Genomic DNA, 20,780 nt, shown 5'->3' on the forward strand with positions numbered 1-20,780 from the left:
GGTCGGTCGCGACCGGATTCGGCCAGAACCGAAGTGGTCGGTGAGCTGACCTGCGGGCGGGCACAATCGGGAGATGATCCGGATCCACTTCACCGCCGCGGACCTCGGCCGGGTCACGTTCCCCGCCGAACCTCATCCGCTGTGGGACACCGCCCTCGCGGCCCGCGCGCTGGGCGACCGCGCGATCCCACCGATCGCGCGGCGGTGGCGCCGCCACATCGGACACCGGATCAGGCCGTCGATGCGGCCGCTGTTCAAGCTGATCGCCCCGACCGGGCAATTCCCTGACTTCCTCACCCCCGAGGTGCCGGGGCCTGGTCTGGAACCAGCGGTGGAGATCCTTATGAACACCCCGGCCGACGTGGTCCGCGACGAGCTCGGCCGCTGGCTCCCGGCCGAGCCCGACCCCTTCATGCAAGGTCTGCTCAGCGGCCGCGCCGGAGCCCGCCGCGCGCTGGGCGTCGCCGTCCACGAGCTTCATCAATACGCCGCGACGTCCGAACTACAGCGTCGATACGGCGCCGACCTGGCGGTCCGCTCACGGGCAGTACTCCACGGCGGCGTCGACGCGCTCCTCGGCTCACTCCATCCCGACGTCGAGTGGTTCACACCGGTGCTGACCAGCTACGGCCTGACCGGCGGGTCGACGCTGGACATCCATCTGAACGGCCGGGGCCTCGAGCTCTACCCGTCGTCCCTGACCGCCGACTGCCTGGCCCTGGACGCCCCCGGCCGTCGCCCAGTCCTCGTCTACCCCTGCGCCGACCTCCCCACCGACGACCTAGCCACCCCCGACGCCCTCGCCGACCTCTTGGGCCGCACCAGGGCCGCCGTACTCCGCGCCCTCAGCCACTCCGCCACCACCACCCAACTCTCCCGCCGCGTCGGCATCTCCCTGGCCTCCACCTCCGACCACACCCGAGTCCTCCGCTCTGCCGGCCTCCTCACCACCCACCGAACCAACGGCACCGCCCTCCACTCCCTGACCCCCACCGCCCACAACCTGTTGTCCGGGGCAACCCAGGGCAACCTGGGGCAGATCCCCAAACCCCCTCCCCAAACCGCCGACACCCGCTACAGTTGAGTACGCCGGGGGACAAGAGTCCCCCGGAAGTGAACCCGGCAGCCCACCGGACGGTGGACGAGCCGGGTTTCGCGCGTTCACAGCCCTCTCAGCTGACAGAACGGCGCCACGGCTCGTCGCCACTCACCACCGCGCATCCAGCTCCAGGCAACCGCATCCGGCACCCAAAGCAACGGGTCGGCCTTGGCAACCAGCACGTCCCACCGAAGCGTCTCGTGGCAGCCGAAGCGACGAGTGGCGTCACGCAGCCACCGGCGATCATGCTCATACGTCGACTCCTCCAACTCAACGACAAGCCGCTCGGCGGACGAAGCGCAGTCCCTGACGATCGCCTCGAGACACTGACGGCGATCCGCATGCGTGTCCCGATCCGCGCGATACAGATCCACGAGCAGATGGAACCCCGTAATGACCTCCAGGATCTGCTTGCGACGTGCGGGTCTCTCGTGGTTGAAGTGCAGCCGTTCCTGTCCCGGCAACAGCAGTCCCTTGAGTGCCTTGCGAGTAACGGTGACATCGCCCGACGGGCAGCGCGCAGCAGCCATCAGCAGCCCTCGAGCCTTGGTCTCGTCGACGAATACGTGGATCGGCATTTCCCCGCCCTGTTGAGTGCAAGGTTCGACCTTTACACGTGCGGAGGCAGGGCTGCGAGTGTGACACCGGGGCAGGTCGGGGCAGATCGAACTGCCCCAGACTGCTGCAGAACAAGGCAATGCGTGGGGGGTGGGTCAGTTGCGGGTGATGGTGAAGGTTGTGGTGGTGTTGCGGATGTCTACTGCGTTGTTGGTGAGGGTGAGGTTGTTGAAGGTGACGTTGCCGACGGCTGGGCCCTGGCCTGGTTCGGGGAGTTCGTTGGCCCAGATGCCGAAGCCGGACTTGGCGTCGAAGGCGTCGCCGCTCTTCTGCGCGCCGGAGATGGTGACGTTGGTCAGGACGGTGTCGGCGACCGGGAACTGTGGTTGCCCGCCGACGTAGTTGGTCTGGAACATGATGCCGCTGTACGTCGGATCGACGATGTCGACATCACTGACCCGGATGCCCTGGAAGACCTTCGACGCCGAGAAGATCCAGATCCCGGGGAACGCCTGGTTGCCCCAGAAGTGACCGCCGGACCGCACCACGGAGACGTTCTGGAACTGGGTCGGCGGGGTCGCGCCGAAGCCGTTCATCGGGATACCGAAGTCGAGTGAGCTGATCGTGATGCCGGGATAGGTGAGCATGTCCGCGGCGTACAGGTTGCGGAACACGTTGTTCGTCCCGCCGTACACCGCGAAGCCGGCGGCCCGCCAGGTCAGCGACGCGGACAGGTTCTCGAAGACGTTGTCCCGGACCTCGCCGCCGCCGTTGTCGGTGGCGTTGAAGAGCGCGAAACTGTCGTCCCCGGTGGACCGGGCGTCGTTGTTGCTGACGGTGTTGCCGGCCGAGCCGTTGGTCATGTTGATGCCGTCGGCGAACGAGTCCCGGATCCGCGAGTTCTTGATCACCGAGTTGTCGGTGTTCGCGCCCCAGTACAGGCACATCTGGTGTTCGGCCCAGACGTTGTCGATGGTCATGTTCGAGGTGTTCGCGAAGTTGAACACCTTGCCCGGTCCGTCGTTGCGGCTGTCGTAGTTGCCGAAGTACGCGAATCCGCTGAACGTCGATCCGTTCGCGGACGACTGCGCGTCGAAGCCGACGTCGGTGTTCGACTGGGTCTGCGGTGCCACGAAGCGGGTGAACCACGGTCCCGCGCCGACCACCTTGATCGCCTTGCCGTACACGGTGAACTTCGACGACGTCTGGTAGTCACCCGCCGGCAGGTACACGCCCTGCAGCGTGGTGTCCTGGCGCACCCGGTCGAGTGCGCTCTGCACGTCCTGCTGGGTGAACCCGGCCGGCGTCACGAAACCCGTGCCAGGGTTGGCGATCGGCGTCGCGGCCTCGGTGTCGACGAAGTCGATCGAGTACGTCGTGCCGTTCGACGGATCCTTCTGCAGCCGGATCTTGGTCCCGGCCGGGTAGGTCTGGTCCAGCATGATGCTGGCTTCGTCGTAGATGTGCCGGGCCGGCCCGGACCCTGGTGAGTTGTTCGGCGAAGCCTCCGCGCCGTACAGCCAGGAGTACTTCGAGGTCAGCGGCAACGTCTTCGCGAAGCTGCCGTTCACGTAGACGCTGATCGACGACGTCTGGCCGCCACCGCCCGCCGAGTCCGGGATCGAGAACCGGGTAACGAGGGTGTTCGTGCTGGCCCGCGTGGTGAACTCGACGTACGAGCCGTTCGAGTTCAGCGTCACCGCGCGCCGTCCGGACGCCTCGCCGGCCAGGTCGCCGATGGTCCGGTTCGGCCCGATCACGGACGCGCCGCCACCGATGGAGGCGTCCTCGGCTTCCATGTGGTCGTACGGCATGTTCGCACCGCGGCCCACGAAGAACGGCCGCTCGCTGGTGTTGTTGGTCCGCTTGACCGGCAGTTCGTTCGCGTCATCCGCGAGTACGACGCGCACCGTGTAGCGACCGTTCACCGCGATCCAGTTGCCGAGGGCAACAGCAGGAGTGGTCGCGCCGGCCGCGATCGAGCCGTTGTACGAGCCGGTCAAGGTGGTCACGACATTGGCGCCGTTGAGCACTGTCAACGTGATGCCGTGCGCGCCGGATGCCGATGCGACGCTACCCTGGTTCTTCAAGGTGACCGAGAAGGCGACGGAGTTCCCGGCGGCCGGATTGCCCGGCGTCCAGTTGACCGCAGCCGCGATCAGGTCCGAGCTCGCAACCGGGGTCACGACAAGTGGTCCGGACGCATTCGCCGTGTTGTTCCCGTCGTTCTGCTCGATGACAGTGTTCGACTCGTCGACCTTCGCGCTGAGGGCGTAGCTGCCCGCGTCTCGGGTGCCGATCGAGGCGCTGACCGTGGCCGACGCCCCGGCCGCGAGTGCGCCGACGGCCGCCGTACCGACCTTGGTGGCACCGAGGTAGAAGTTGACGTCGGTCGCCGGGGAGCCCGCCGTACCGCCGTTGTTGACGGTCGCGCGGACCGTGATCGTGTCCGTCTCGACCGGCGAGGTCGGCGTCCAGGACACGTCGGAGAGCGTGAGGTCCGGGTTCGGCGCCGGCACGCCCATAACCTGGAGTTCGGCGACCTGGCCGGCCGGTGCGCCGGTGTTGCCGGTGAAGTTCAGCCGTACGTCGGCCACCCGGGCGCTGACCGGGATCGTCACGCTGTTCCCGCTCGCCGGGCTGAAGTTGTACGCCGCGCTCGGCACGACCGTGGTGAACCCGGACGCGCTCTGCTCCCGCCCGAGGATCGAGAAGGTCTGCGTCCGCGGTCCCCAGGCCGAGTCCGGGTTGAGCCGGATCACGATCGAGCTGAGGTCCGCGTTGGCGCCGAGCTGGGTGGTCAGCGTGGCCGGGTTGGCGTCGCCCTCCCAGTAGGTCTGGACGTTGTCGTCGTTGGCATTGGCCGGGACATAGGTGAACGTGTACCCGGACGCGGTGATCGGCTTGCCCAGCGCGAGGTTGCTGCCGGGTCCGCTGCTGCCGTTGCGGGTCACCGTGTTGCTGTTCGGCGATTGATTGCCAGCGGCATCTTTCGCGCGAACGAAGTACGTGATCGACGCGCTGCCCGGCTGGTTGTCCGTGTAGGTGAGCACGGTGCCGGCCACGCTGGTCCGCAGTTGCCCGTTCGCGTACACGTCGTACCCGGTGACGCCGACGTTGTCGGTCGAGGCGTTCCAGCTAAGCCGGATCTGGCCGGTGCCGGGTTCGGTGAAGGCCAGGTTGCCCGGGGCGGTGGGAGCCTGGGTGTCACCGGTCGCCGGACCGTAGACCTCGAGTTCGGACAGCTGTCCGGCCGGCCAGCCGGTGTTGTCGGTGATCCGGATCCGGACGTAGCGCGCGGTCGCCGTGCCGTAGTCGATCGTCACGGTGTTGCTCGGTGGGTTGAACGCGCGGGACGCGGACGCGGACAGGTCAGTGAAGTTCTGCCCGTCGGTGCTGCCCTGGACCGCGAGGGTCTCGTTGCGGGCACCCCAGTTCGCCGTCGGCAGCTTGAGCACGACCTGGTTGGTCGCGACGGACGAGCCGAGGTCGACCTGGACCCACTGCGGGAACGCGTTGTTGGCGCTCTCCCAGTAGGTGCCCTGGTTGCCGTCGGTCACGTTCGACGCGACGTAGGTCTGGGTGACGCTGCTGGCCGACGCGGCCTTGCCGGCGGCGAGGTTCGGTCCGGCCAGTACGGCGGCGGCCGCGGTGCCGGCCGGGGTCGGGGGGACGAGCGGGGCGGCCGCGAGCGCGAGACTCGCGGCGAGCAAGGCGGTTGGCAGCCGCCACTTCGGGATTCGCATGGCCTCTCCTGGTGGGCGGGGGTGAGGACGCAAGGAAATAGCCGCCACGCAAAAGTCGGAAACTTGCTCTAGTTTTGCTCGTTTCTTGCGCGACGCTGGCCTATTGTTACGGCATGGCTACGCGAGCGTCAACGCCTCGTGACGCTTGGTGGGGCTTTGACAGCGGTCAGCGGCCGAGCAGGCCGCTGATCTGCTTCCTGATCCAGGGGAAGTCAGGAGTAGTCGCCGGAGAACCAACGGGTCGGGGTGAAGCTGAAGAAGATGATGGTGCTGTCCGGGTTGTCGACCTCGGCGTGCGCGAACTGCTGCGCGGCCTCCTCGGGCATGTACCGGCGCGTGATCGTCAGCATCTGCTCGATCGTCGGCCGGGTGGCTGAGTCCAGCGTCGCCTCGACCGCGACGTACTTCGCCGGCCAGGTCTCCTCCTGGACGAGGAAGGTGACGACGCCCGTCGACTTGATCGCCTCGGCCCGAGCGGTGGTCCGGCCCTGGGTGTTGGTGAACATCGTCAGCGTGCCGCCCGGCTCGAACGCGTAGAACGTCGGCACGGTGGTCGGCGGCAATCCGTCGGGGCGGCCCACGCTCACCACCCCGATGTGCTGACCGGCCAGGAACTCCTCGCGCTGCTGCTTCGTCATAGTCGTCATGAAGCAAGCTTGTAAAAAACAAGCAGACTCTGTCAAGTAGACTGGAGACATGACGACGAAGACCTACGGCCAGTACTGCGGGGTCGCCCGGGCGCTCGAGCTCGTCGGGGAGCGCTGGGCGCTGCTGATCGTCCGCGACCTGCTGGTCGGCCCGAAGCGCTACACGGATCTGCGCTCCGGCCTGCCGAAGATCCCGACCAACGTCCTCGCCACCCGGCTCAAGGAGCTCGAGAGCGCCGGCCTGGTCGAGCGCCACGTGCAGCCCCGGCCGTCGGGCGCGATCGTCTACGAGCTCACGCCGTACGGGCTGGACCTGGAGCCCGTCGTACTCGCGCTCGGCCGCTGGGGAGCGCGGTCACTCGGGGAGCTCCGGCCGGGCGAGATCGCCACCGCGGACTCGCTGGTGATGGCGCTGCGGTCGACGTACCACCCACCGAAGCGCGGGACCGGGAAGCTCGCCTACGAACTGCGCTTCGGCGACATCGTCGTGCACGCGCTCAGCTCCGGCCCGACGCTGACAGCGGCGCCCGGCCAGTTCCCCGAGCCCGCGCCGGCCAACGTGGTCGTCGTCGAGGCGATGGCGCCGCTGACACCGCTGCTGACCGGTGCGATCGACGGCGCGAAAGCCCGCGCCGACGGGATCGTCGGCAAGCAGGCAAGCGCCGCGGACCTGGATGTGTTCGCGACGATCTTCCAGATCAACTGAAAGGGCCGGCTCGCAGAACGCGAACCGGCCCTTTGAGTGCCAGAAACTAGTGCTTCGCGACGCCTTCCGCGCCGGCGCCGGTGTGGGACCGGACGGAGAGCTCGTGGTAGCGGTCCTCGCTCGACTTGTCCCGGCCGAGGTACGTGCCCAGGATGCCGAACAGGAAGCCGAGCGGGATCGACACGATGCCCGGGTTCGACAGCGGGAACCAGGCGAAGTCGGCGCTGGTGATCATCGAGGTCGGCTTGCCGGACACCACCGGTGAGAACACCACCAGGACGACGGCCGAGATCAAGCCGCCGTAGATGCTCCAGACCGCGCCGGCGGTGTTGAACCGCTTCCAGAACAGGTTGAACAGGAGTGCCGGCAGGTTCGCCGACGCCGCGACTGCGAAGGCGAGTGCGACCAGGAACGCGATGTTCAGCTTCTGCGCCGGGATCGCCAGCGCGATCGAGACCGCGCCGATCCCGATCGCGGCGAACCGGGCCACCCGCAGCTCGCTCTGCTCGGACGGCTTCTCCTTCGCGATGACGTTGGCGTAGAGGTCATGCGCGAACGACGAGGCCGAGGTCAAGGTCAGACCGGCGACCACCGCGAGAATGGTCGCGAACGCCACCGCCGCGATCAGCGCGAGCAGGATCGAGCCGCCCAGCGAATCCGCGCCACCGCCGACGGACTCGGCCAGCAGCGGCGAGGCGACGTTACCCTTCGACTCGGCCACAGCCGACCCCTTGCTGGTGTCCAACAGCGCGGCCGCGCCGAACCCAAGGGCCAGCGTCATCAGGTAGAACGCGCCGATCAGACCGATGGCCCATTGCACCGACCGGCGCGCGGCCCGCGAATCCGGCACGGTGTAGAAGCGGATCAGGATGTGCGGCAGGCCCGCCGTACCGAGGACCAGTGCGAGGCCGAGCGACAGGAAGTCGATCTGACCGGTCAGGTCCTTGCCGTACAGCAGTCCAGGCTGCAGGAACGCCTCGCCCTTGCCGGACTTTGCCGAGGCCGCGCCGAGCAGCTCGGAGAGGTTGAAGTGGAACTTCAGCAGCACCAGGAAGGTGATCAGGACCGCGCCGGACATCAGCAGCACGGCCTTGACGATCTGTACCCAGGTGGTGCCCTTCATGCCGCCGAAGGTCACATAGATGATCATCAGTGCGCCGACCAGGATGATCACGCCCGCCTTCAAACCCTCGCTCTTGACGCCGAGCAGCAGCCCGACCAGCGCCCCGGCGCCGACCATCTGGGCCAGCAGGTAGAAGATCGACACCACGATCGTGGAGGTGGCGGCCGCGGTCCGGACCGGCCGCTGCCGCATCCGGTACGCGAGCTGGTCGGCCATCGTGAACCGGCCCGAGTTCCGCAGCAGCTCGGCGACCAGCAGCAGCGCCACCAGCCAGGCCACCAGGAACCCGATCGAGTAGAGGAAGCCGTCGTACCCGTAGAGCGCGATCGAGCCGGAGATGCCGAGGAACGACGCCGCGGACATGTAGTCACCGGAGATGGCGAGGCCGTTCTGCGCGCCGCTGAACGAGCGGCCGCCGGCGTAGTAGTCGGCGGCGGTCTTGTTCTGCCGGGACGCCCACCAGGTGATGTACAGCGTCACGGCGACGATCGCGCCGAACAGCGCGATGGTCAGCGCCCGGTTGCCCGGCTCGGCGTCGGCCAGCGGCAACAACACAGGAATTGCGCTCACCGGCGGCGCTCCCTCTTGTACTTGGCGTTGAGCCCCTGGGCGAGCGGATCGAGCTTCCGGTTCGCGAACCGGCCGTACAGCGCGGCGATCACGAAGGTGGACACGAACTGCAGCAGGCCGAAGATCAGCGCCACGTTGACGTGCCCGACCACCTTGTGGTCCATGAAGTCGCGGGCCCAGTTGCAGCAGGCGACATAGGCCAGGTACCAGGCCATGAACGTGATGGTCCACGGCACCACGAAGTTCTTGTAGCGCCGTCGCAGCTCGGTGAAGTCGGCTGTCTCGTACACCGCCTCATAGGCGCGGGCGTCGCGCTCGCGCACCATTTGCTCGTCCATGAGATCCCCTTTTGCTGGACACGAACAGGTGCACGTTAGCCGCAAGTCGCGGGTTTGTGACCTACCGCAACCAAAACGTTTCGCCCTTTTAGAGATGTGGGGCGACCGGCGCGTCGAGAGTACGGCGGTAATTCGCCAGATCGCTGGGACGAGCGCGGTAACAGTCGGTGAAATACGGCATCCGCAGCGGCTCGGGAGGACGCGCGGTGGTGTCGTACAGAGCATTGACCTGGTCGAGCACGGCCTCGCGACGGGACTCGGTCAGCACCGCGATCCGGGAGTGCGACAGGGCCAGCTGCCGCAGGCCCAGCCGGTCCAGATCCTGCCAGTGCCGGAACCGGGCGGTCTCCACCAGGGCGAACAGATCCGACTGCAGCAGGATCGGCATCGGGTCGAACCGGTCGCCGGCGATGTGGTCACTGCCCTGCATCGCGTGCACCATCCGGCGGACCCAGGGGACGACGGTGTCGGCGTTGTTCCAGAGCAGGCCGAGTACGCCGTTCGGCCGCAGGATCCGCGCGATCTCGGGCAGCGCGCGGGCGTGGTCGAACCAGTGGAAGGCCTGACCGACGATCACCGCGTCCACCGAGGCGTGCGCGAGCGGGATCGACTCGGCCGCTCCGACCATGGTGTCGATGCCGGGTCGCCGACGGCAGACCTCGAGCATCTCCTGCGACGGGTCGACCGCGACCACATCGTGCCCGAGCCCGGCGGCCACCGCGGCGAGCTTGCCGGTGCCGGCGCCCAGATCCAGGACCTGCAGTCCGCGGCCCCGGCCCAGGATCCAGGTCAGCGCCTCACCCGGAAACGTCGGCCGGCCGGCGTCGTACGCGGCCGCTACCGCGCCGAACGACTTCGCGCGGGCCTCGTTCGCCGGCTCGGAACCTGGATCATCGGTGGTCATCACCGCAAATCATGCCGTAGCAGCAGCCTGCCGCGTCGTCACTCGCCGAGCTTCTTCTGTTCGATGTGCGCGTTGAGCGTGGCCAGTTGCGGATTCGCGTCGAGGATCGCGACCAGTTCGGCGCAGTTCAGGGTGGTCGCGTCGAAGTCCTCGATGAGGGCGTCGAGCAACTTCCAGTCGTCCGGGGTGTCCAGGGTCAGCCGGTACTGCGCTCCGCCGCCGGACCAGGGCAGGTTCAGCAGCCGCATCTCGCCGGACCGGTTCTGATGCAGGTACGGCGTCACGTGCTCACGGTCAGGTCGCAGGGTCGCCTTGGCCTCGGCGTCGTACAGCCGGGCCGCGGAGAAGATCTCGTAGTCCATGCCTCGGGGGTAGGTCCGCTCGAGGCAGTTCGAGACGTAGAGATCGAGGTCGTTCTCGGCCCGCCAGCGATCGACGCCGGCGGCAACGACCTCCGGATCGATCAGCGGGCAGTCCGACGTCACCCGGACGATCCCGTCCAGACCGTGCTCGCGGGCCGCTCCGGCGAAGCGGCTCAGGACGTCGTCCTCGCTGCCGCGGAAGACCGGGACCCCGGCGTGCGCGGCCACCTCCAGCACGACGTCGTCGTTGAAGTTCGTGGTGGTCGCCACGATCACCGGAAGGCCGGTGCCGCGCAGGCGGTCGAGGTGATGCTCGAGATAGGTCCGGCCGCGGACGCTCAGCAGGACTTTGGCCGGCAGTCGCGAGCTGGTCACCCGGACCTGCGTGACGATGCCAATGGTCAGGGGTTCCATCGGAACAACTCCCGGATCTCGGCCGGGCCGGCGAGATGGCCGGCGCCCAGCTCGGTGTCGGTGAACTCGCGGGCGATCGCGGGCGGCACGAACGGCTGGTCCAGCTCCGGCCAGAGCCGCTTGATCCTGGCCTGCCCGCCGAAGGAGGGATGTTCGTGTTCCAGCACCATCGGGTCGCCGTAGACCCCCGGTTGCAGGCCGATCGACGCGCCGTACAGGACGGCGGAACTGAGCCGGTTGGACGCGACCCGCGTGTGTCTGCGGAGTTCGCGCAACTGTTTGACCAGGAACTTGGCGTCGGTCCGGCGCCAGTGCAGGCCTCGGTAGCCATGGGTGATCACGCGGAAGCCCGCCTCCTGGTAGAGGTTGCGGATCTCCTGCTTCTCGTACTCGTTCCAGTACAGGCAGACGGTCACCGGGCCGGTCTCATGCTCGTTGATCGAGGCAATGAGCCGGCCGTGGTCGCCCAGCACGTGCTGGCCTTCCCAGCCGTGGAACGGGTAGAAGATGGTGCCCGCGGCACCTTTTGCCGGCGTGGCCAGCTCGGGATGCACCTCGAGCAGGTAGAGCCAGACCGAGCCGATCACCGAGTAGTTGCGCAGGCCCATCGAGTGGCCGCGCCGGCGGACGCTGTCGGACCAGACGAACTTCGGCGTCCCGGGTGCGAAGGTGGTGCCGTGGGCGAAGCCGTCCAGGATGTTCCAGCCGTGCTGCAGGTACCCCCAGATCCGCGGCGGCTTCGCGAGTCCGGCGTACGACGCCATGATGTTGGCGTGCCCGTAGAAGTGGTTCGCGTGGTGCATCAGCGGCGCACCTTCCGCAGCAGGCGCTTCACGCGGCGGCGGATCACCCGGGCCGGGTTGAGCACCGCGTGGCCGACCCGGTAGGGCAGTGACCGGCGGATCCCGCTGACCGTGCCTTCGAACAGGATCGCCCGGGCGCTCGCGTGCGCCAGCTCGTCCGCGAGCCGCGCCACGGTCGCGAGCTGCTCGGCACTCCCCATCGGCCGGATCACCTCGGCCGAGGCCGAAACCTCTTCTGTCACAGTGATCCCGGCCATCGACGCCAGCCGTGCGGTCAACGCGTGCGGGTCGCCACCCGCAGGCCATGGTTGCCGTGAGCCACTTTCCAGCACCCGCCGCGCGAACCGGGTGAGATGCGTGACCACATCCCCGTCCTGCGCCTCCCCGAACAGCCGGTACGACGTCCCGTCCAGGATCACGTTGTCCGGCGATCCCGCACCCCCGTCGCCGAGCCAGGCAACGTAGTCAGGAATGATCCGGCGCACAGTCGCCTGGTCATCGACCCGCAGGGCAGCAAGAAGGTGCTCCTCCAAGAGGACACCGGAACCGGTGGGGACGGCGCACTCCGGGAGCACGCTGGGGCTGGTGGAGGCGGCGTCCCCCGGCCGCTCGGCCCCGCCGACGAAGTACCACGCGGGTGCGAGGTCGCTGCCCAGGCCCGCCGCAGTTGCGTCCAGCACCAGGCGGTAGGGGTCCATCAGCGTCGGGCCTGCGTTGCGTGCGGCAACCGTCCTGGCGGCGGCGACAGCCGCCAGACCATGGACCGAGGTCACAGCGAGTTGAGCTTCGACCAGGGACGGGAAGACTGCGTAGGTCTGAACGATCTCGACACCTGCGTCGCGCAGCGCGGCCTGCAGCGGTTTGATGCCGGCGGGAGCGGTGTCGGCTACGTCGCGGGCCCAGTCCTCGTCGCGGGGGAGGGCGGCCGTGATCGCGGGCTGGATCAAACGTTCGACGCCGAAGGAGTTCTGGGCGCCGAGGAGTAACCGGCCGGTCGGAGCGAGCCGGGACCGGAGACGGGCGAGGGCCTCGGTCCAGGTCAGCTTCGGGGTGTCCGGGCCGACGAGCCGCTCGAGGCCGTCGAGCGCGACGATCACGTCGTACGTCTCGTCGGCGCCGAAGCGGTCGAGGGCGCCGCAGAAGACCTGGCCCTTGGTCTCGTCGAGGAGTTCGGCGATCTCCTCCGCGTCCGGGGCCGAGCGCAGCAGCAGGTCGACCGACGTGACCCGGGCGGCGACAGCGGTGATCACGTCGACGGCGTGCGGGCCGGCGATCAGCACGGAGTCCCCGGGCTGGAGGGCGGCGGCCAGGAGTGCTGTGGCTGCGGGTCCGGCGGCCGCGGGGCGGGCGTCGACCGGGTGCAGATCCGACCAGTTGAGCATCTCTCCGCCGATCAAGTTCGATCGGGTCACATCAGTCACGTTAACGAACCAGCTTCGTCAGAGTGTCGATCACCCGGTCGACATCGGCGTCGGTCAGGTCGGGGAAGAGGGGCAGTGACAACTCCTCAGCGTAGAAAGCCTCGGCGTTCGGGCACAGGCCGCGCCGGTACCCCTGCCGCGCGAACACCGGGTGCCAGTAGACCGGAATGTAGTTCACCTGGACGCCGATGCCCGCCGCCCGCATGCCTTCGAAGACCTCGCGGCGGCGGCCACCGAGGACGCGGACCGGATAGAGGTGCCAGGCTGGATCCACGCCGGCGCGCTGCACCGGCGTACGCAGGCCGTCCACTCCATGGAACGCCTCGTTGTAGCGGGCGGTGATCTCGGACCGGCGGCGCTTGAACTCCGCGAGTCGGGTGAGCTGCGACAACCCGAGCGCGGCCCCGAGGTCGGTGAGCCGGTAGTTCACGCCGTACTCGTGCACCTCTTGATGCCACGGGCCTTCGTCGGTGATCTCGAACCGGTCCGGGTCGCGGACGAGGCCGATGAAGTGGAACTCGTGCGCCCGTTGGCCGATCGACGGGTCCTTGCAGACGACGGCGCCGCCTTCGCCGGTGGTGAGGTTCTTGGTCGGGAAGAACGACATCGTGGTCACGTCGGCCAGATCCCCGACCGGACGGCCGTCGGCGAAACCACCGATCGAGTGCGCCGCGTCGGCGAGGGTGCGCGCGCCGACCCGGTCCGCCAGCGGCTGCAGTACGGCGTACTCCGCGGCCTGGCCGGCGTAGTCGACGGCCGCGATCACCTTCGTGCGCTCGGTCAGCGCGACGTCGACGGCCGAGGGATCGATCAACGCGGTGTCCTCGTCGACGTCCGCGAAGACCACCTTCGCCCCGAGCATCGCCGCGCAGGATGCCGTTGCGACAAAGGTCATCGGGGTGGTGATGACCTCGTCACCCGGTCGCACACCGAGAGCGGCGTACGCGATGTGCAGGGCCGCCGTCCCCGACGTACAACTGACCGTGCGGTGGCCACCAGCCAGCTGGGAGACGACCTGCTCGAACGCCGTGACCGCCGGCCCCGTGGTGAGCCAGTCACCTCGCAGTACAGCGGTGACGGCCTCGATATCCGCGTCAGAAATCGACTGACGCCCGTACGGCATCATGTTCTAGACGTCGCTCTCCAGGATCTTGCGGATCTCGTCGATCGAGTACCACAGGTCGTTGGTGTCCGACGCGTAGTGGAACCCGTCCGCCACCGGGATGCCGTCGGCCGGGGGGAGATAGCCCCAGCTGGCCAGGTCGGGCTGGAGCACGAACCGCTGGCCGAGCGCGAGCGCGCGCCGGCCTTCCTCCGGGCTGATCATCTCCTCGTGCAGCTTCTCGCCCGGGCGCAGGCCCATGTCGTGCATCTTCGCGCCGGGCGCGATCGCCTCGGCCAGGTCGGTCACCTTCATCGACGGGATCCGCGGCACGTACAGCTCGCCGCCGGTCATCAGGTCGAACGAGTCGACCACGAACTCGACCGCCTGCGGCAGCGTGATCAGGAACCGAGTGCAGCGCAGGTCGGTGATCGGCAGCGACTGGCCGGCCGCGTGCAGGGCCCGGAACTTCGGGATGATCGAGCCGCGGCTGCCCATCACGTTGCCGTACCGGACCACACTGAAGCGGGTGTCGTACGCCGCCGCGTAGTGGTTGCCGTTGATGAACAGCTTGTCCGCGGTCAGCTTGGTCGCGCCGTACAGGTTGATCGGGCTGGACGCCTTGTCGGTGGACAGCGCCACCACGCGCTTCACGCCGGAGTCGATCGCGGCCTCGATGACGTTCTGCGAACCGACCACGTTGGTCTGGACGAACTCCCACGGGTTGTACTCGCCGCTGTCGACCTGCTTCAGGGCGGCCGCGTGGATGACGTAGTCGACCCGGTGCATGGCGCGCAACAGCCGGGACCGATCCCGGATGTCACCGAGGAAGAACCGCAGCCGGGGGTCGTCGCCGAACCGCTGGCGGACCTCCCACTGCTTGAGCTCGTCGCGGCTGAAGACGATGATCCGGCGCGGGTTCAGCTGGTCCAGCGCGTGCCGGACGAACTCCCGGCCGAAGGAACCGGTGCCTCCGGTGACGAGGATGTCGGAGCCGGTGAGGATGGACACTCGAGCGGGACCCTTCTGACGGACAGTTCTTAGCACCGTACGCGCAGTGCAGATTCGAACAATAGCCGCCCGTCCCGCCGCCCTCTCAATCCCGCGTCTCAGCCGGGCGTGATCAAACGAACGCTGGGGAAGTACGTCCGGAACGGACGGTGGTCGCGGGTGATTACCTGATAGCGCTGCACCGCGGCATGTGCGCCGATGTAGAAATCCGGCAGTGGCGAGGTCTTCGCGCCGCCGCGGCGCCGGTAGGCCACGAAGGCGTGCGCGGCCAGGAATCCGGCCGGGAACGGCAGCGGTTCGCGCCGGAAGTCGCCGGCCGGGAGCGCGGCGTCGACGTCCTCGATCCGGTCGAATCCGGCCGACACCTCGGCGTAGACGATCGGGTTGATCACCAGCTCGCCCTGGTCCCGGGCCTCCGCCACCGCGGTCGCGGACCACTCGCCCCATTCGCGGTCGTCGGTCAGGATGTCGAGCAGCACACAGGTGTCGACGAGGGTCACGGGCTGCTCGCCCGCCGCGGGGTCGGCGCGCCGCGCGCCGAGCAGGTCGGAGGTCCGGTCAGTCGCCACGCAGCAGCTCCATCAGCTCCTCGGTGCTCATCGCGCTCGTCGCCCGCCCGCGCATCTCGCGCACCAGCCGCTGCCCGCGGCTCTCCGCCTCCGCGACCCGCACGATCCGCAGTCCGTCCGCCGCCTCGATCACGGTCACCTCGTCCCCCTCGTGCAGATGGTGCTTCCGCCGGAGCTCGGCCGGAATCGTCACCTGGCCCTTGCTGTTGAGTCGCATCCTAGCCTCCTACGTAGTACGCCTCCTACGTATTACCAGTCTATCCACAAGTGCGGATTCTCACCCGGGGTCCGCGGCCGAAAGCCGATATGCAGCCGATACGGTCGGGGCGTGAAGCGCGTCGGGATGCGGTGTGATGTCGGTCCGGGGGCCGGGATCGGGCACGTGATGCGGTGCCTGGCGCTGGCGGAGGAGGTACGGCGACGCGGCGTCGAGATCGTGTTCGTCTGCGACGCGCACACGGTGCCGTGGGCCGCGGAGCAGATCGCGGCCCGCGGGATCGGCGTGGAGCGGGCGGTGTCGACACCGGACGAGCATGGTGAGCTGGTCGGCCGGCTCGGCCTTGATGCGGTGGTCTTCGACGGCTACGACCTGGACCCGTCGGTCTACCGTGCCGTCCGTGCGACCGGTGTCCCCACCCTCGCCGTCGTCGACGGCGACTTCCGCGGCGCAGAGGCGGACCTGCTGGTCGACCAGAACCTCTCCGCCGAGCTCGACCGCCCCAACCTGCCACCCGGCACGATCCGGCTCGCCGGGCTCCAGTACGTGATGATCCGCGACGAGATCCTCGCTCTCCGCCCGTCCGCACCACCCGCGCCGCGGCAGGTCGCCGTACCCAAGGTGTTCGCGTTCTTCGGTGGGACGGACGCGTTCGGCGCCGGTGCGCCCGTGGTCCACGCGCTCGTGGCGACCGGCGTGCCGTTCGAGGCCACCGTGGTCGCGCCGACCGCCGACCTCTCCGCGCGGATCGCCGCGATCCAGCTCCAACCGGGGCAACACGTTGACGTGATCGCACCAACGGATCAGCTGGCGGCGGCGGTTCGCGAGGCCGATCTGACTATCAGCGCCTCGGGTACGTCGACGTGGGAGCTGCTGTGTCTCGGTGCGACGGGTGGACTCGTGTGTGTCGTGGACAACCAGGTGATGGGGTACGAGCGCGCGATAGCCACCGGTACGGCGGCCGGCGTCGGCGTGCTGTCCGAGCTGAAGGATGACCCGTCGTCGGCGGCCGCTGTGCTCAAACGTCTGCTGACCGATCCGCTGGAGCGCGCCCGTCTCGCTTCGGCGGGCTGGAAGCTCGTGGACGGCCTCGGGCGCACACGCGTGGCCGACGCGCTGCTGGCGCTTATCTGAGCTCGTAGATGGTGGCGTCCAGCGTGGCGTGGCGGAGCCGGACGTAGTTGCGGAGTGCTGGTGACACGTCGCCGGCTCGATGGTCGGCGTACAGCCAGCGCACGCCGGCTTTGCGCAGCCGCTCGATCGCCGCGGGCGTCGGGGCCTTGAAGGCGGCGTCGTTGGCGGCCAGCTCCTCACGGTTCCAGTACGGGATCAGGCTCGGGTTCCCACCGGTGGTGAGGGCGATCCGGTTGGCCTGGTTGGAGTACGACCAGCCCTCGATCAGCACCGGCCGCTCGGACAGGGCGGCGAGCCAGAAGTGCCGGCTGTCGCAGAGGCCGTTGCGTTCGATGATGCAGTGCGCGTTGGTCGCGACCAGATCGCCCGGTCTGCTGTTCCGGCGCAGCCATTGAGCCGCACCGGCCTCGGCAGCGGTCGCACCGCCGCGGAAGGGGTGGGCGAAGACCAGATTGGACGCCTTGCCCGATACGAACGCCTGCAGCGGGACCAGCGTCGCCCCGATCATGCTCGCTGCCACCGCACCGGCCAGCAGAGCCACGAACACGTTGCCGGGCCGCCGGAACGCCTTCCACACAAGGGCAACCACCACGGCGACCGTCCCGAGCACAGCAGCCGTCCACAGCCAAGGACCCTTGATCCCACGCAGGTCCGCCGACTCCACTCGGGCGATGGCGAGTCCCGCAAGCCCGAGCAGTCCGGCCACACCCACGAGCACCACAGCCCGCCGATCGCCGAGTCGTCCGACCAGATTGGCCAGCCCGACCGACGCGAGTACGGCGACAACGGGAAAGGCCGTCCGCAGGAAGTACAGCTGGCTGACCCCCGACTGTGTCGTCAGCATCGTCCCGAGCAGCCCGGCGACCGCGAAGCCCAGCAGGAACACCGCCCCGGTGTCCCGCCACTTCCGCCCGACGAACAGTAGCCCGGACGCCGCCAGTCCCCAGCTCAGTAGAGTCGTTGCCGCCGACAACGATTTGGCATGCGGGTTTGCGACCAGCGTCGGGTACGGCGCCAGCTGGACGAACGTCTCGAACGGCTTGATCTGCGTCCCCCACGTGCTGCCGCCGAAGATCGTGATCAACGCGGCCAGGAACACCACGAACGACAGCAGTCCGCCGAGCAGCGCCGTACGCGTGCTCTTCCGGGCCATCCCCAACTGCAGGAACGCGAAAGCGAACCCGAGCCCCAGCAGCGGAAGGATCGTCGACTTCGCCCCGGCCGCGACCAGGGCGAGCAGGATCAACAGCACCCACCGGCTCCGCGGCGCCCCCGAACGCAGCAGATCGACCGCGACGATGCACAGCGCCAGTGCGATCAGGACGCCGAGGTTCTGCGTCGGACTCAGGTACGCCGCGACCGCGGTGGAGATCCCGCCGAGTCCCTGATCAGCCAGTGGTTGCACAGCCCCACCCAGCCCGGCGATCAGGACGGCCAGCGGCCCGGCCCATGTCGCGCCCGTCTCTGCGGTCGGGGTGAACCGGGTGGTCAGTGCGAAGACCAGTCCGCACCCGGCGAGGAACAACGGCAGCCAGCTGAGCGAGTGGATCAGGTCGGTCAGGTCGATCCGCGTCCCCCACGCCGTCGCTGCGGTCGCCTGGTGGAAGAACGTGTGGTACTTCATCGGCTCGCCACCGAGCCACAGCGTCGAGATCGGTACGTCGTACTTCGCACTGGCGGCCAGAGCCTGCTGGAAGGCGAGATCTGGGTACGCCCGCAGCGGATCGGTGTACGCCGGCAGGAACTGACCCGGTCCGCGCCGGTAGACGATCAGTACGACGACCGCCGTCGACGCGGCGAGCAGCCACGCCTGCAGTGGTCGCAGGGGCTGGTCGACCCGCCGCCAGACCCGTGCTCGGACGTCGCTGTCCGCGAAGGTGAGCAGCAGTACGACGGGCGCCCAGACCCAGGACGAGGCCTGCAGCCCGATCGACGCGCTGGCCAGATACACGATCACCTGCGCGGCGGTGCCGACTGCGAACCCGGCGGCGAGGTCCTCGACCAGATTGCGTCCGTAGCTGCCGATCAGCCGCCACAGCGCGAACCCGGGCAGCGCGACCGCGAGCCCGGTGAACAGGACGAACCGGCCGAGTTCGTAGAAGGTCGAGTGCAGGGCGAGCAGGACGATCGCGAGAATCAGCACCGTCAGCCCTGCCACCAGACCGGAAAGGGAGGGCCCCGCTGTCCGCGGCCCCCGCCGCCTCGCCCTCGCGCGCATGTCGTAACAGTAATGTGAAATCTGTTGCGTCACGAATGCGGAGTGTCACCGCTAGTAATGTCCCGGAGTATGCGAACCGATCAGCCGGCGCTCTCCGTCGTCGTACCGATGTACGACGAGGAGGAAGTGCTGCCGATGTTCTTCGCGCGGATGCGGCCGCTGCTGGACGGACTCGGGATCACCTACGAGCTGATCGTGGTGGACGACGGCAGCCGCGACCAGACCGCGACGCTGCTGCTCGAGGCCGCGAAGGACTGGGCTCAGCTGCGCGTGGTCCGGCTGCTCCGGAACAGCGGTCATCAGGCCGCCCAGTCGGCCGGCTTCCGCCGGGCCCGGGGCGAGTACGTGGTGACGATCGATGCCGACCTGCAGGATCCGCCGGAGGTCATCGCCGAGTTCCTCACCGCCGTCCGCGACCAGGACGTCGATGTCGTGTACGGCGTTCGCTCGGACCGGTCGAGTGACACCTGGCTGAAGCGGACGACCGCGCGGATGTACTACCGGCTGATGTGCCGGCTGGTCGGCAAGGAGATCCCGTTCGACGCCGGCGACTTCCGGCTGGTGTCGCGCCGGGTGGTCGATGCCGTGAACGCGCTACCTGAGGACGGCCGGGTGTTCCGGCTGGTGATCCCGTGGCTCGGCTTCCCGAGCGCGGAAGTGAAGTATGTGCGTGCGGAGCGAGCGGCCGGGACGACGAAGTACAGCTTCTCGAAGATGCTCCGGCTGGCCTTCGACAGCGTGACCGCGTTCTCGGCCGCGCCGCTGCGGCTGGCGACCTGGCTCGGGCTGCTCGGTGGGATGCTGTCGGGCGTGTTCGTGATCGGTGCGCTGGTCATCAAGCTGACCGGCCGCAGCATCCCGGGCTGGACGTCGACCGTGCTGGCGGTCAGCGTGATCGGCGCGATCCAGTTGCTCTGCCTCGGCCTGCTCGGCGAGTACGTGGCCCGCCTGTTCCAGTCGAGCCAGCGACGCCCCCAGTTCCTCGTCGGCTACGACAGCCTCGAGGACCACGGACACCACACCTTCGCCGAAACAGTCGACGAAAACGACTAAGCTCCCTCCTCTATGAGTTGGTACGACGCGCTCGAGGCCGGTGAGTTGACCGTGCGGCCGTCCGTGGACGCGGCGAAGCGGTTCGGCGTCTCGATCGACCGGATGTCCGTGTCCGCCTCCGCCGGTACGCCGCTCGCCGAAGTGCTGTCCGCCGTCGAGAGATCGACCGCCGACGTGATCGTGCTGCGCTACCCCGCCCGCGAGACCACCTGGTTCGCGGCGCTGACGAGCGGGCCGCGGCAGGCGCTGCTGGCCGACACCGTCGTCTTCTGGTCCCTCCCGACCGGCAAGGGCCGCCGGCCGGCGCCACTGGCCGGGTTCAGCGCGCAGGTCGAACCCGCGGCCGACGACGTCTTGGTGGACGACGTGGTCGCGGACGTCTTCGGCGACTCGGGGAACCATTACTGCGCCAACCCGCAGTTCGACCGGACGCTCGCCCTGGCCGGCCGGCAGGACTGGGCCCGCCGGCGGATCGCCGACGCCGGCGCGGTGGTCCTGCGCGGGCCCGACCGCCGGGTGCTCGCGCTGGCCGCGATCGACCAGCAGCGCTCCTGGACCGAGATCCAGCTCGCCGGCGTCGTCCCGGCCGAGCAGGGCCGCGGCCGGTACGGTCACCTGCTCGCCGCGATCGAGGACGCCTGCACGAGCCGGCGCCTGGTCGTGTCCACGCAGGCGCACCACACCGGCATCCAGCGGGTCTGGGCCCGCTACGGATTCGAGCCGGTGCATAACCTTGTGACCCTTCACCTCGTTTACGCTCCGTAGGTGCCTTGGGGGTGCACACC

The 20,780-nt window shown here is 68.6% G+C and carries 19 protein-coding genes; 5 read left to right on the forward strand and 14 right to left on the reverse strand.

What is annotated here, in order from left to right; translation table 11 throughout:
• The first annotated feature begins 73 nt into the window (after window positions 1-73).
• Window positions 74-1,084, forward strand: a complete 1,011-nt coding sequence (locus tag OG558_RS14015) for an ArsR/SmtB family transcription factor (protein WP_405070629.1) — start codon at window positions 74-76, stop codon at window positions 1,082-1,084.
• Window positions 1,085-1,161: 77 nt separating this feature from the next.
• Here the strand turns inward: OG558_RS14015 and OG558_RS14020 are convergent, their stop codons facing one another.
• The 3 genes from OG558_RS14020 to OG558_RS14030 form a co-directional block, all read right to left on the reverse strand.
• Window positions 1,162-1,677: a hypothetical protein gene (locus OG558_RS14020; protein WP_405070630.1), complete on the reverse strand. Its 516-nt coding sequence runs from the start codon at window positions 1,675-1,677 to the stop codon at window positions 1,162-1,164.
• A gap of 135 nt (window positions 1,678-1,812) precedes the next feature.
• Window positions 1,813-5,403: a discoidin domain-containing protein gene (locus OG558_RS14025; protein WP_405070631.1), complete on the reverse strand. Its 3,591-nt coding sequence runs from the start codon at window positions 5,401-5,403 to the stop codon at window positions 1,813-1,815.
• A gap of 212 nt (window positions 5,404-5,615) precedes the next feature.
• The gene (locus tag OG558_RS14030; protein WP_405070633.1) at window positions 5,616-6,050 is read right to left on the reverse strand and encodes a hypothetical protein; all 435 of its coding nucleotides are present in this window, start codon (window positions 6,048-6,050) and stop codon (window positions 5,616-5,618) included.
• A gap of 49 nt (window positions 6,051-6,099) precedes the next feature.
• Between OG558_RS14030 and OG558_RS14035 the strand changes: the two genes are divergently transcribed.
• Complete coding sequence (locus tag OG558_RS14035) at window positions 6,100-6,756, forward strand: winged helix-turn-helix transcriptional regulator (RefSeq protein WP_405070634.1); 657 nt, start codon at window positions 6,100-6,102, stop codon at window positions 6,754-6,756.
• 46 nt (window positions 6,757-6,802) lie between these two features.
• Here the strand turns inward: OG558_RS14035 and OG558_RS14040 are convergent, their stop codons facing one another.
• From OG558_RS14040 to OG558_RS14085, 10 genes are all read right to left on the reverse strand, one after another.
• Window positions 6,803-8,449 carry a cation acetate symporter gene (locus OG558_RS14040; protein ID WP_405070635.1) on the reverse strand — a complete coding sequence of 549 codons (1,647 nt, stop codon included), beginning with the start codon at window positions 8,447-8,449 and terminating at the stop codon, window positions 6,803-6,805.
• Window positions 8,446-8,787 carry a DUF485 domain-containing protein gene (locus OG558_RS14045; RefSeq protein WP_329483666.1) on the reverse strand — a complete coding sequence of 114 codons (342 nt, stop codon included), beginning with the start codon at window positions 8,785-8,787 and terminating at the stop codon, window positions 8,446-8,448. Before OG558_RS14045 ends, OG558_RS14040 begins: the two co-directional genes overlap by 4 nt.
• A gap of 88 nt (window positions 8,788-8,875) precedes the next feature.
• Window positions 8,876-9,691, reverse strand: a complete 816-nt coding sequence (locus tag OG558_RS14050) for a class I SAM-dependent methyltransferase (protein WP_405070636.1) — start codon at window positions 9,689-9,691, stop codon at window positions 8,876-8,878.
• Window positions 9,692-9,729: 38 nt separating this feature from the next.
• A complete protein-coding gene (locus OG558_RS14055; RefSeq protein ID WP_405070637.1) occupies window positions 9,730-10,467 on the reverse strand; it encodes a cytidylyltransferase domain-containing protein in 738 nt (245 codons plus the stop codon).
• Window positions 10,455-11,270 carry a hypothetical protein gene (locus OG558_RS14060; RefSeq protein ID WP_405070638.1) on the reverse strand — a complete coding sequence of 272 codons (816 nt, stop codon included), beginning with the start codon at window positions 11,268-11,270 and terminating at the stop codon, window positions 10,455-10,457. Before OG558_RS14060 ends, OG558_RS14055 begins: the two co-directional genes overlap by 13 nt.
• Entirely contained in the window at window positions 11,270-12,682 is a 1,413-nt protein-coding gene (locus OG558_RS14065; RefSeq protein ID WP_405070639.1) for a hypothetical protein, read from the reverse strand. Before OG558_RS14065 ends, OG558_RS14060 begins: the two co-directional genes overlap by 1 nt.
• Before the next feature lie 10 nt (window positions 12,683-12,692).
• On the reverse strand, window positions 12,693-13,817 hold the full coding sequence (locus OG558_RS14070; protein ID WP_405070640.1) for an aminotransferase class I/II-fold pyridoxal phosphate-dependent enzyme: 1,125 nt from the start codon (window positions 13,815-13,817) through the stop codon (window positions 12,693-12,695).
• A gap of 3 nt (window positions 13,818-13,820) precedes the next feature.
• Window positions 13,821-14,804 carry a UDP-N-acetylglucosamine 4,6-dehydratase (inverting) gene (gene pseB / locus OG558_RS14075; RefSeq protein ID WP_405070641.1) on the reverse strand — a complete coding sequence of 328 codons (984 nt, stop codon included), beginning with the start codon at window positions 14,802-14,804 and terminating at the stop codon, window positions 13,821-13,823.
• 98 nt (window positions 14,805-14,902) lie between these two features.
• Entirely contained in the window at window positions 14,903-15,373 is a 471-nt protein-coding gene (locus OG558_RS14080) for a type II toxin-antitoxin system VapC family toxin (protein WP_405070642.1), read from the reverse strand.
• A complete protein-coding gene (locus OG558_RS14085) occupies window positions 15,363-15,590 on the reverse strand; it encodes an AbrB/MazE/SpoVT family DNA-binding domain-containing protein (RefSeq protein ID WP_329483674.1) in 228 nt (75 codons plus the stop codon). Before OG558_RS14085 ends, OG558_RS14080 begins: the two co-directional genes overlap by 11 nt.
• A gap of 111 nt (window positions 15,591-15,701) precedes the next feature.
• On the opposite strand from OG558_RS14085, the gene OG558_RS14090 reads away from it, so the two are divergent.
• Window positions 15,702-16,724 carry a PseG/SpsG family protein gene (locus OG558_RS14090; protein WP_405070643.1) on the forward strand — a complete coding sequence of 341 codons (1,023 nt, stop codon included), beginning with the start codon at window positions 15,702-15,704 and terminating at the stop codon, window positions 16,722-16,724.
• On the opposite strand, the gene OG558_RS14095 is transcribed toward OG558_RS14090, so the two are convergent.
• Window positions 16,717-18,882, reverse strand: a complete 2,166-nt coding sequence (locus OG558_RS14095) for a hypothetical protein (protein ID WP_405070644.1) — start codon at window positions 18,880-18,882, stop codon at window positions 16,717-16,719. The two genes, OG558_RS14090 and OG558_RS14095, sit on opposite strands and share 8 nt — an antisense overlap.
• Before the next feature lie 129 nt (window positions 18,883-19,011).
• On the opposite strand from OG558_RS14095, the gene OG558_RS14100 reads away from it, so the two are divergent.
• Together OG558_RS14100 and OG558_RS14105 are read left to right on the forward strand one after the other, a co-directional pair.
• On the forward strand, window positions 19,012-19,995 hold the full coding sequence (locus OG558_RS14100) for a glycosyltransferase family 2 protein (protein ID WP_405070645.1): 984 nt from the start codon (window positions 19,012-19,014) through the stop codon (window positions 19,993-19,995).
• A gap of 12 nt (window positions 19,996-20,007) precedes the next feature.
• Window positions 20,008-20,760, forward strand: a complete 753-nt coding sequence (locus OG558_RS14105) for an N-acetyltransferase (protein ID WP_405070646.1) — start codon at window positions 20,008-20,010, stop codon at window positions 20,758-20,760.
• Window positions 20,761-20,780: the final 20 nt, after the last annotated feature.

This window comes from Kribbella sp. NBC_01510 (assembly GCF_045040325.1).
In the GTDB taxonomy this organism is placed as follows: Bacteria; Actinomycetota; Actinomycetes; order Propionibacteriales; family Kribbellaceae; genus Kribbella.

What these genes read in the sequence shown, in the direction of transcription:
- OG558_RS14035 (WP_405070634.1), top strand. Translation starts at nt 6,100, where the DNA reads ATGACGACGAAGACCTACGGCCAGTACTGCGGGGTCGCCCGGGCGCTC.
- OG558_RS14105 (WP_405070646.1), top strand. Translation starts at nt 20,008, where the DNA reads ATGAGTTGGTACGACGCGCTCGAGGCCGGTGAGTTGACCGTGCGGCCG.
- OG558_RS14045 (WP_329483666.1), bottom strand. Translation starts at nt 8,787, where the DNA reads ATGGACGAGCAAATGGTGCGCGAGCGCGACGCCCGCGCCTATGAGGCG.
- OG558_RS14060 (WP_405070638.1), bottom strand. Translation starts at nt 11,270, where the DNA reads ATGCACCACGCGAACCACTTCTACGGGCACGCCAACATCATGGCGTCG.
- OG558_RS14020 (WP_405070630.1), bottom strand. Translation starts at nt 1,677, where the DNA reads ATGCCGATCCACGTATTCGTCGACGAGACCAAGGCTCGAGGGCTGCTG.
- OG558_RS14015 (WP_405070629.1), top strand. Translation starts at nt 74, where the DNA reads ATGATCCGGATCCACTTCACCGCCGCGGACCTCGGCCGGGTCACGTTC.
- OG558_RS14030 (WP_405070633.1), bottom strand. Translation starts at nt 6,050, where the DNA reads ATGACGACTATGACGAAGCAGCAGCGCGAGGAGTTCCTGGCCGGTCAG.
- OG558_RS14050 (WP_405070636.1), bottom strand. Translation starts at nt 9,691, where the DNA reads ATGACCACCGATGATCCAGGTTCCGAGCCGGCGAACGAGGCCCGCGCG.
- OG558_RS14055 (WP_405070637.1), bottom strand. Translation starts at nt 10,467, where the DNA reads ATGGAACCCCTGACCATTGGCATCGTCACGCAGGTCCGGGTGACCAGC.
- OG558_RS14100 (WP_405070645.1), top strand. Translation starts at nt 19,012, where the DNA reads ATGCGAACCGATCAGCCGGCGCTCTCCGTCGTCGTACCGATGTACGAC.
- OG558_RS14025 (WP_405070631.1), bottom strand. Translation starts at nt 5,403, where the DNA reads ATGCGAATCCCGAAGTGGCGGCTGCCAACCGCCTTGCTCGCCGCGAGT.
- OG558_RS14085 (WP_329483674.1), bottom strand. Translation starts at nt 15,590, where the DNA reads ATGCGACTCAACAGCAAGGGCCAGGTGACGATTCCGGCCGAGCTCCGG.
- OG558_RS14070 (WP_405070640.1), bottom strand. Translation starts at nt 13,817, where the DNA reads ATGATGCCGTACGGGCGTCAGTCGATTTCTGACGCGGATATCGAGGCC.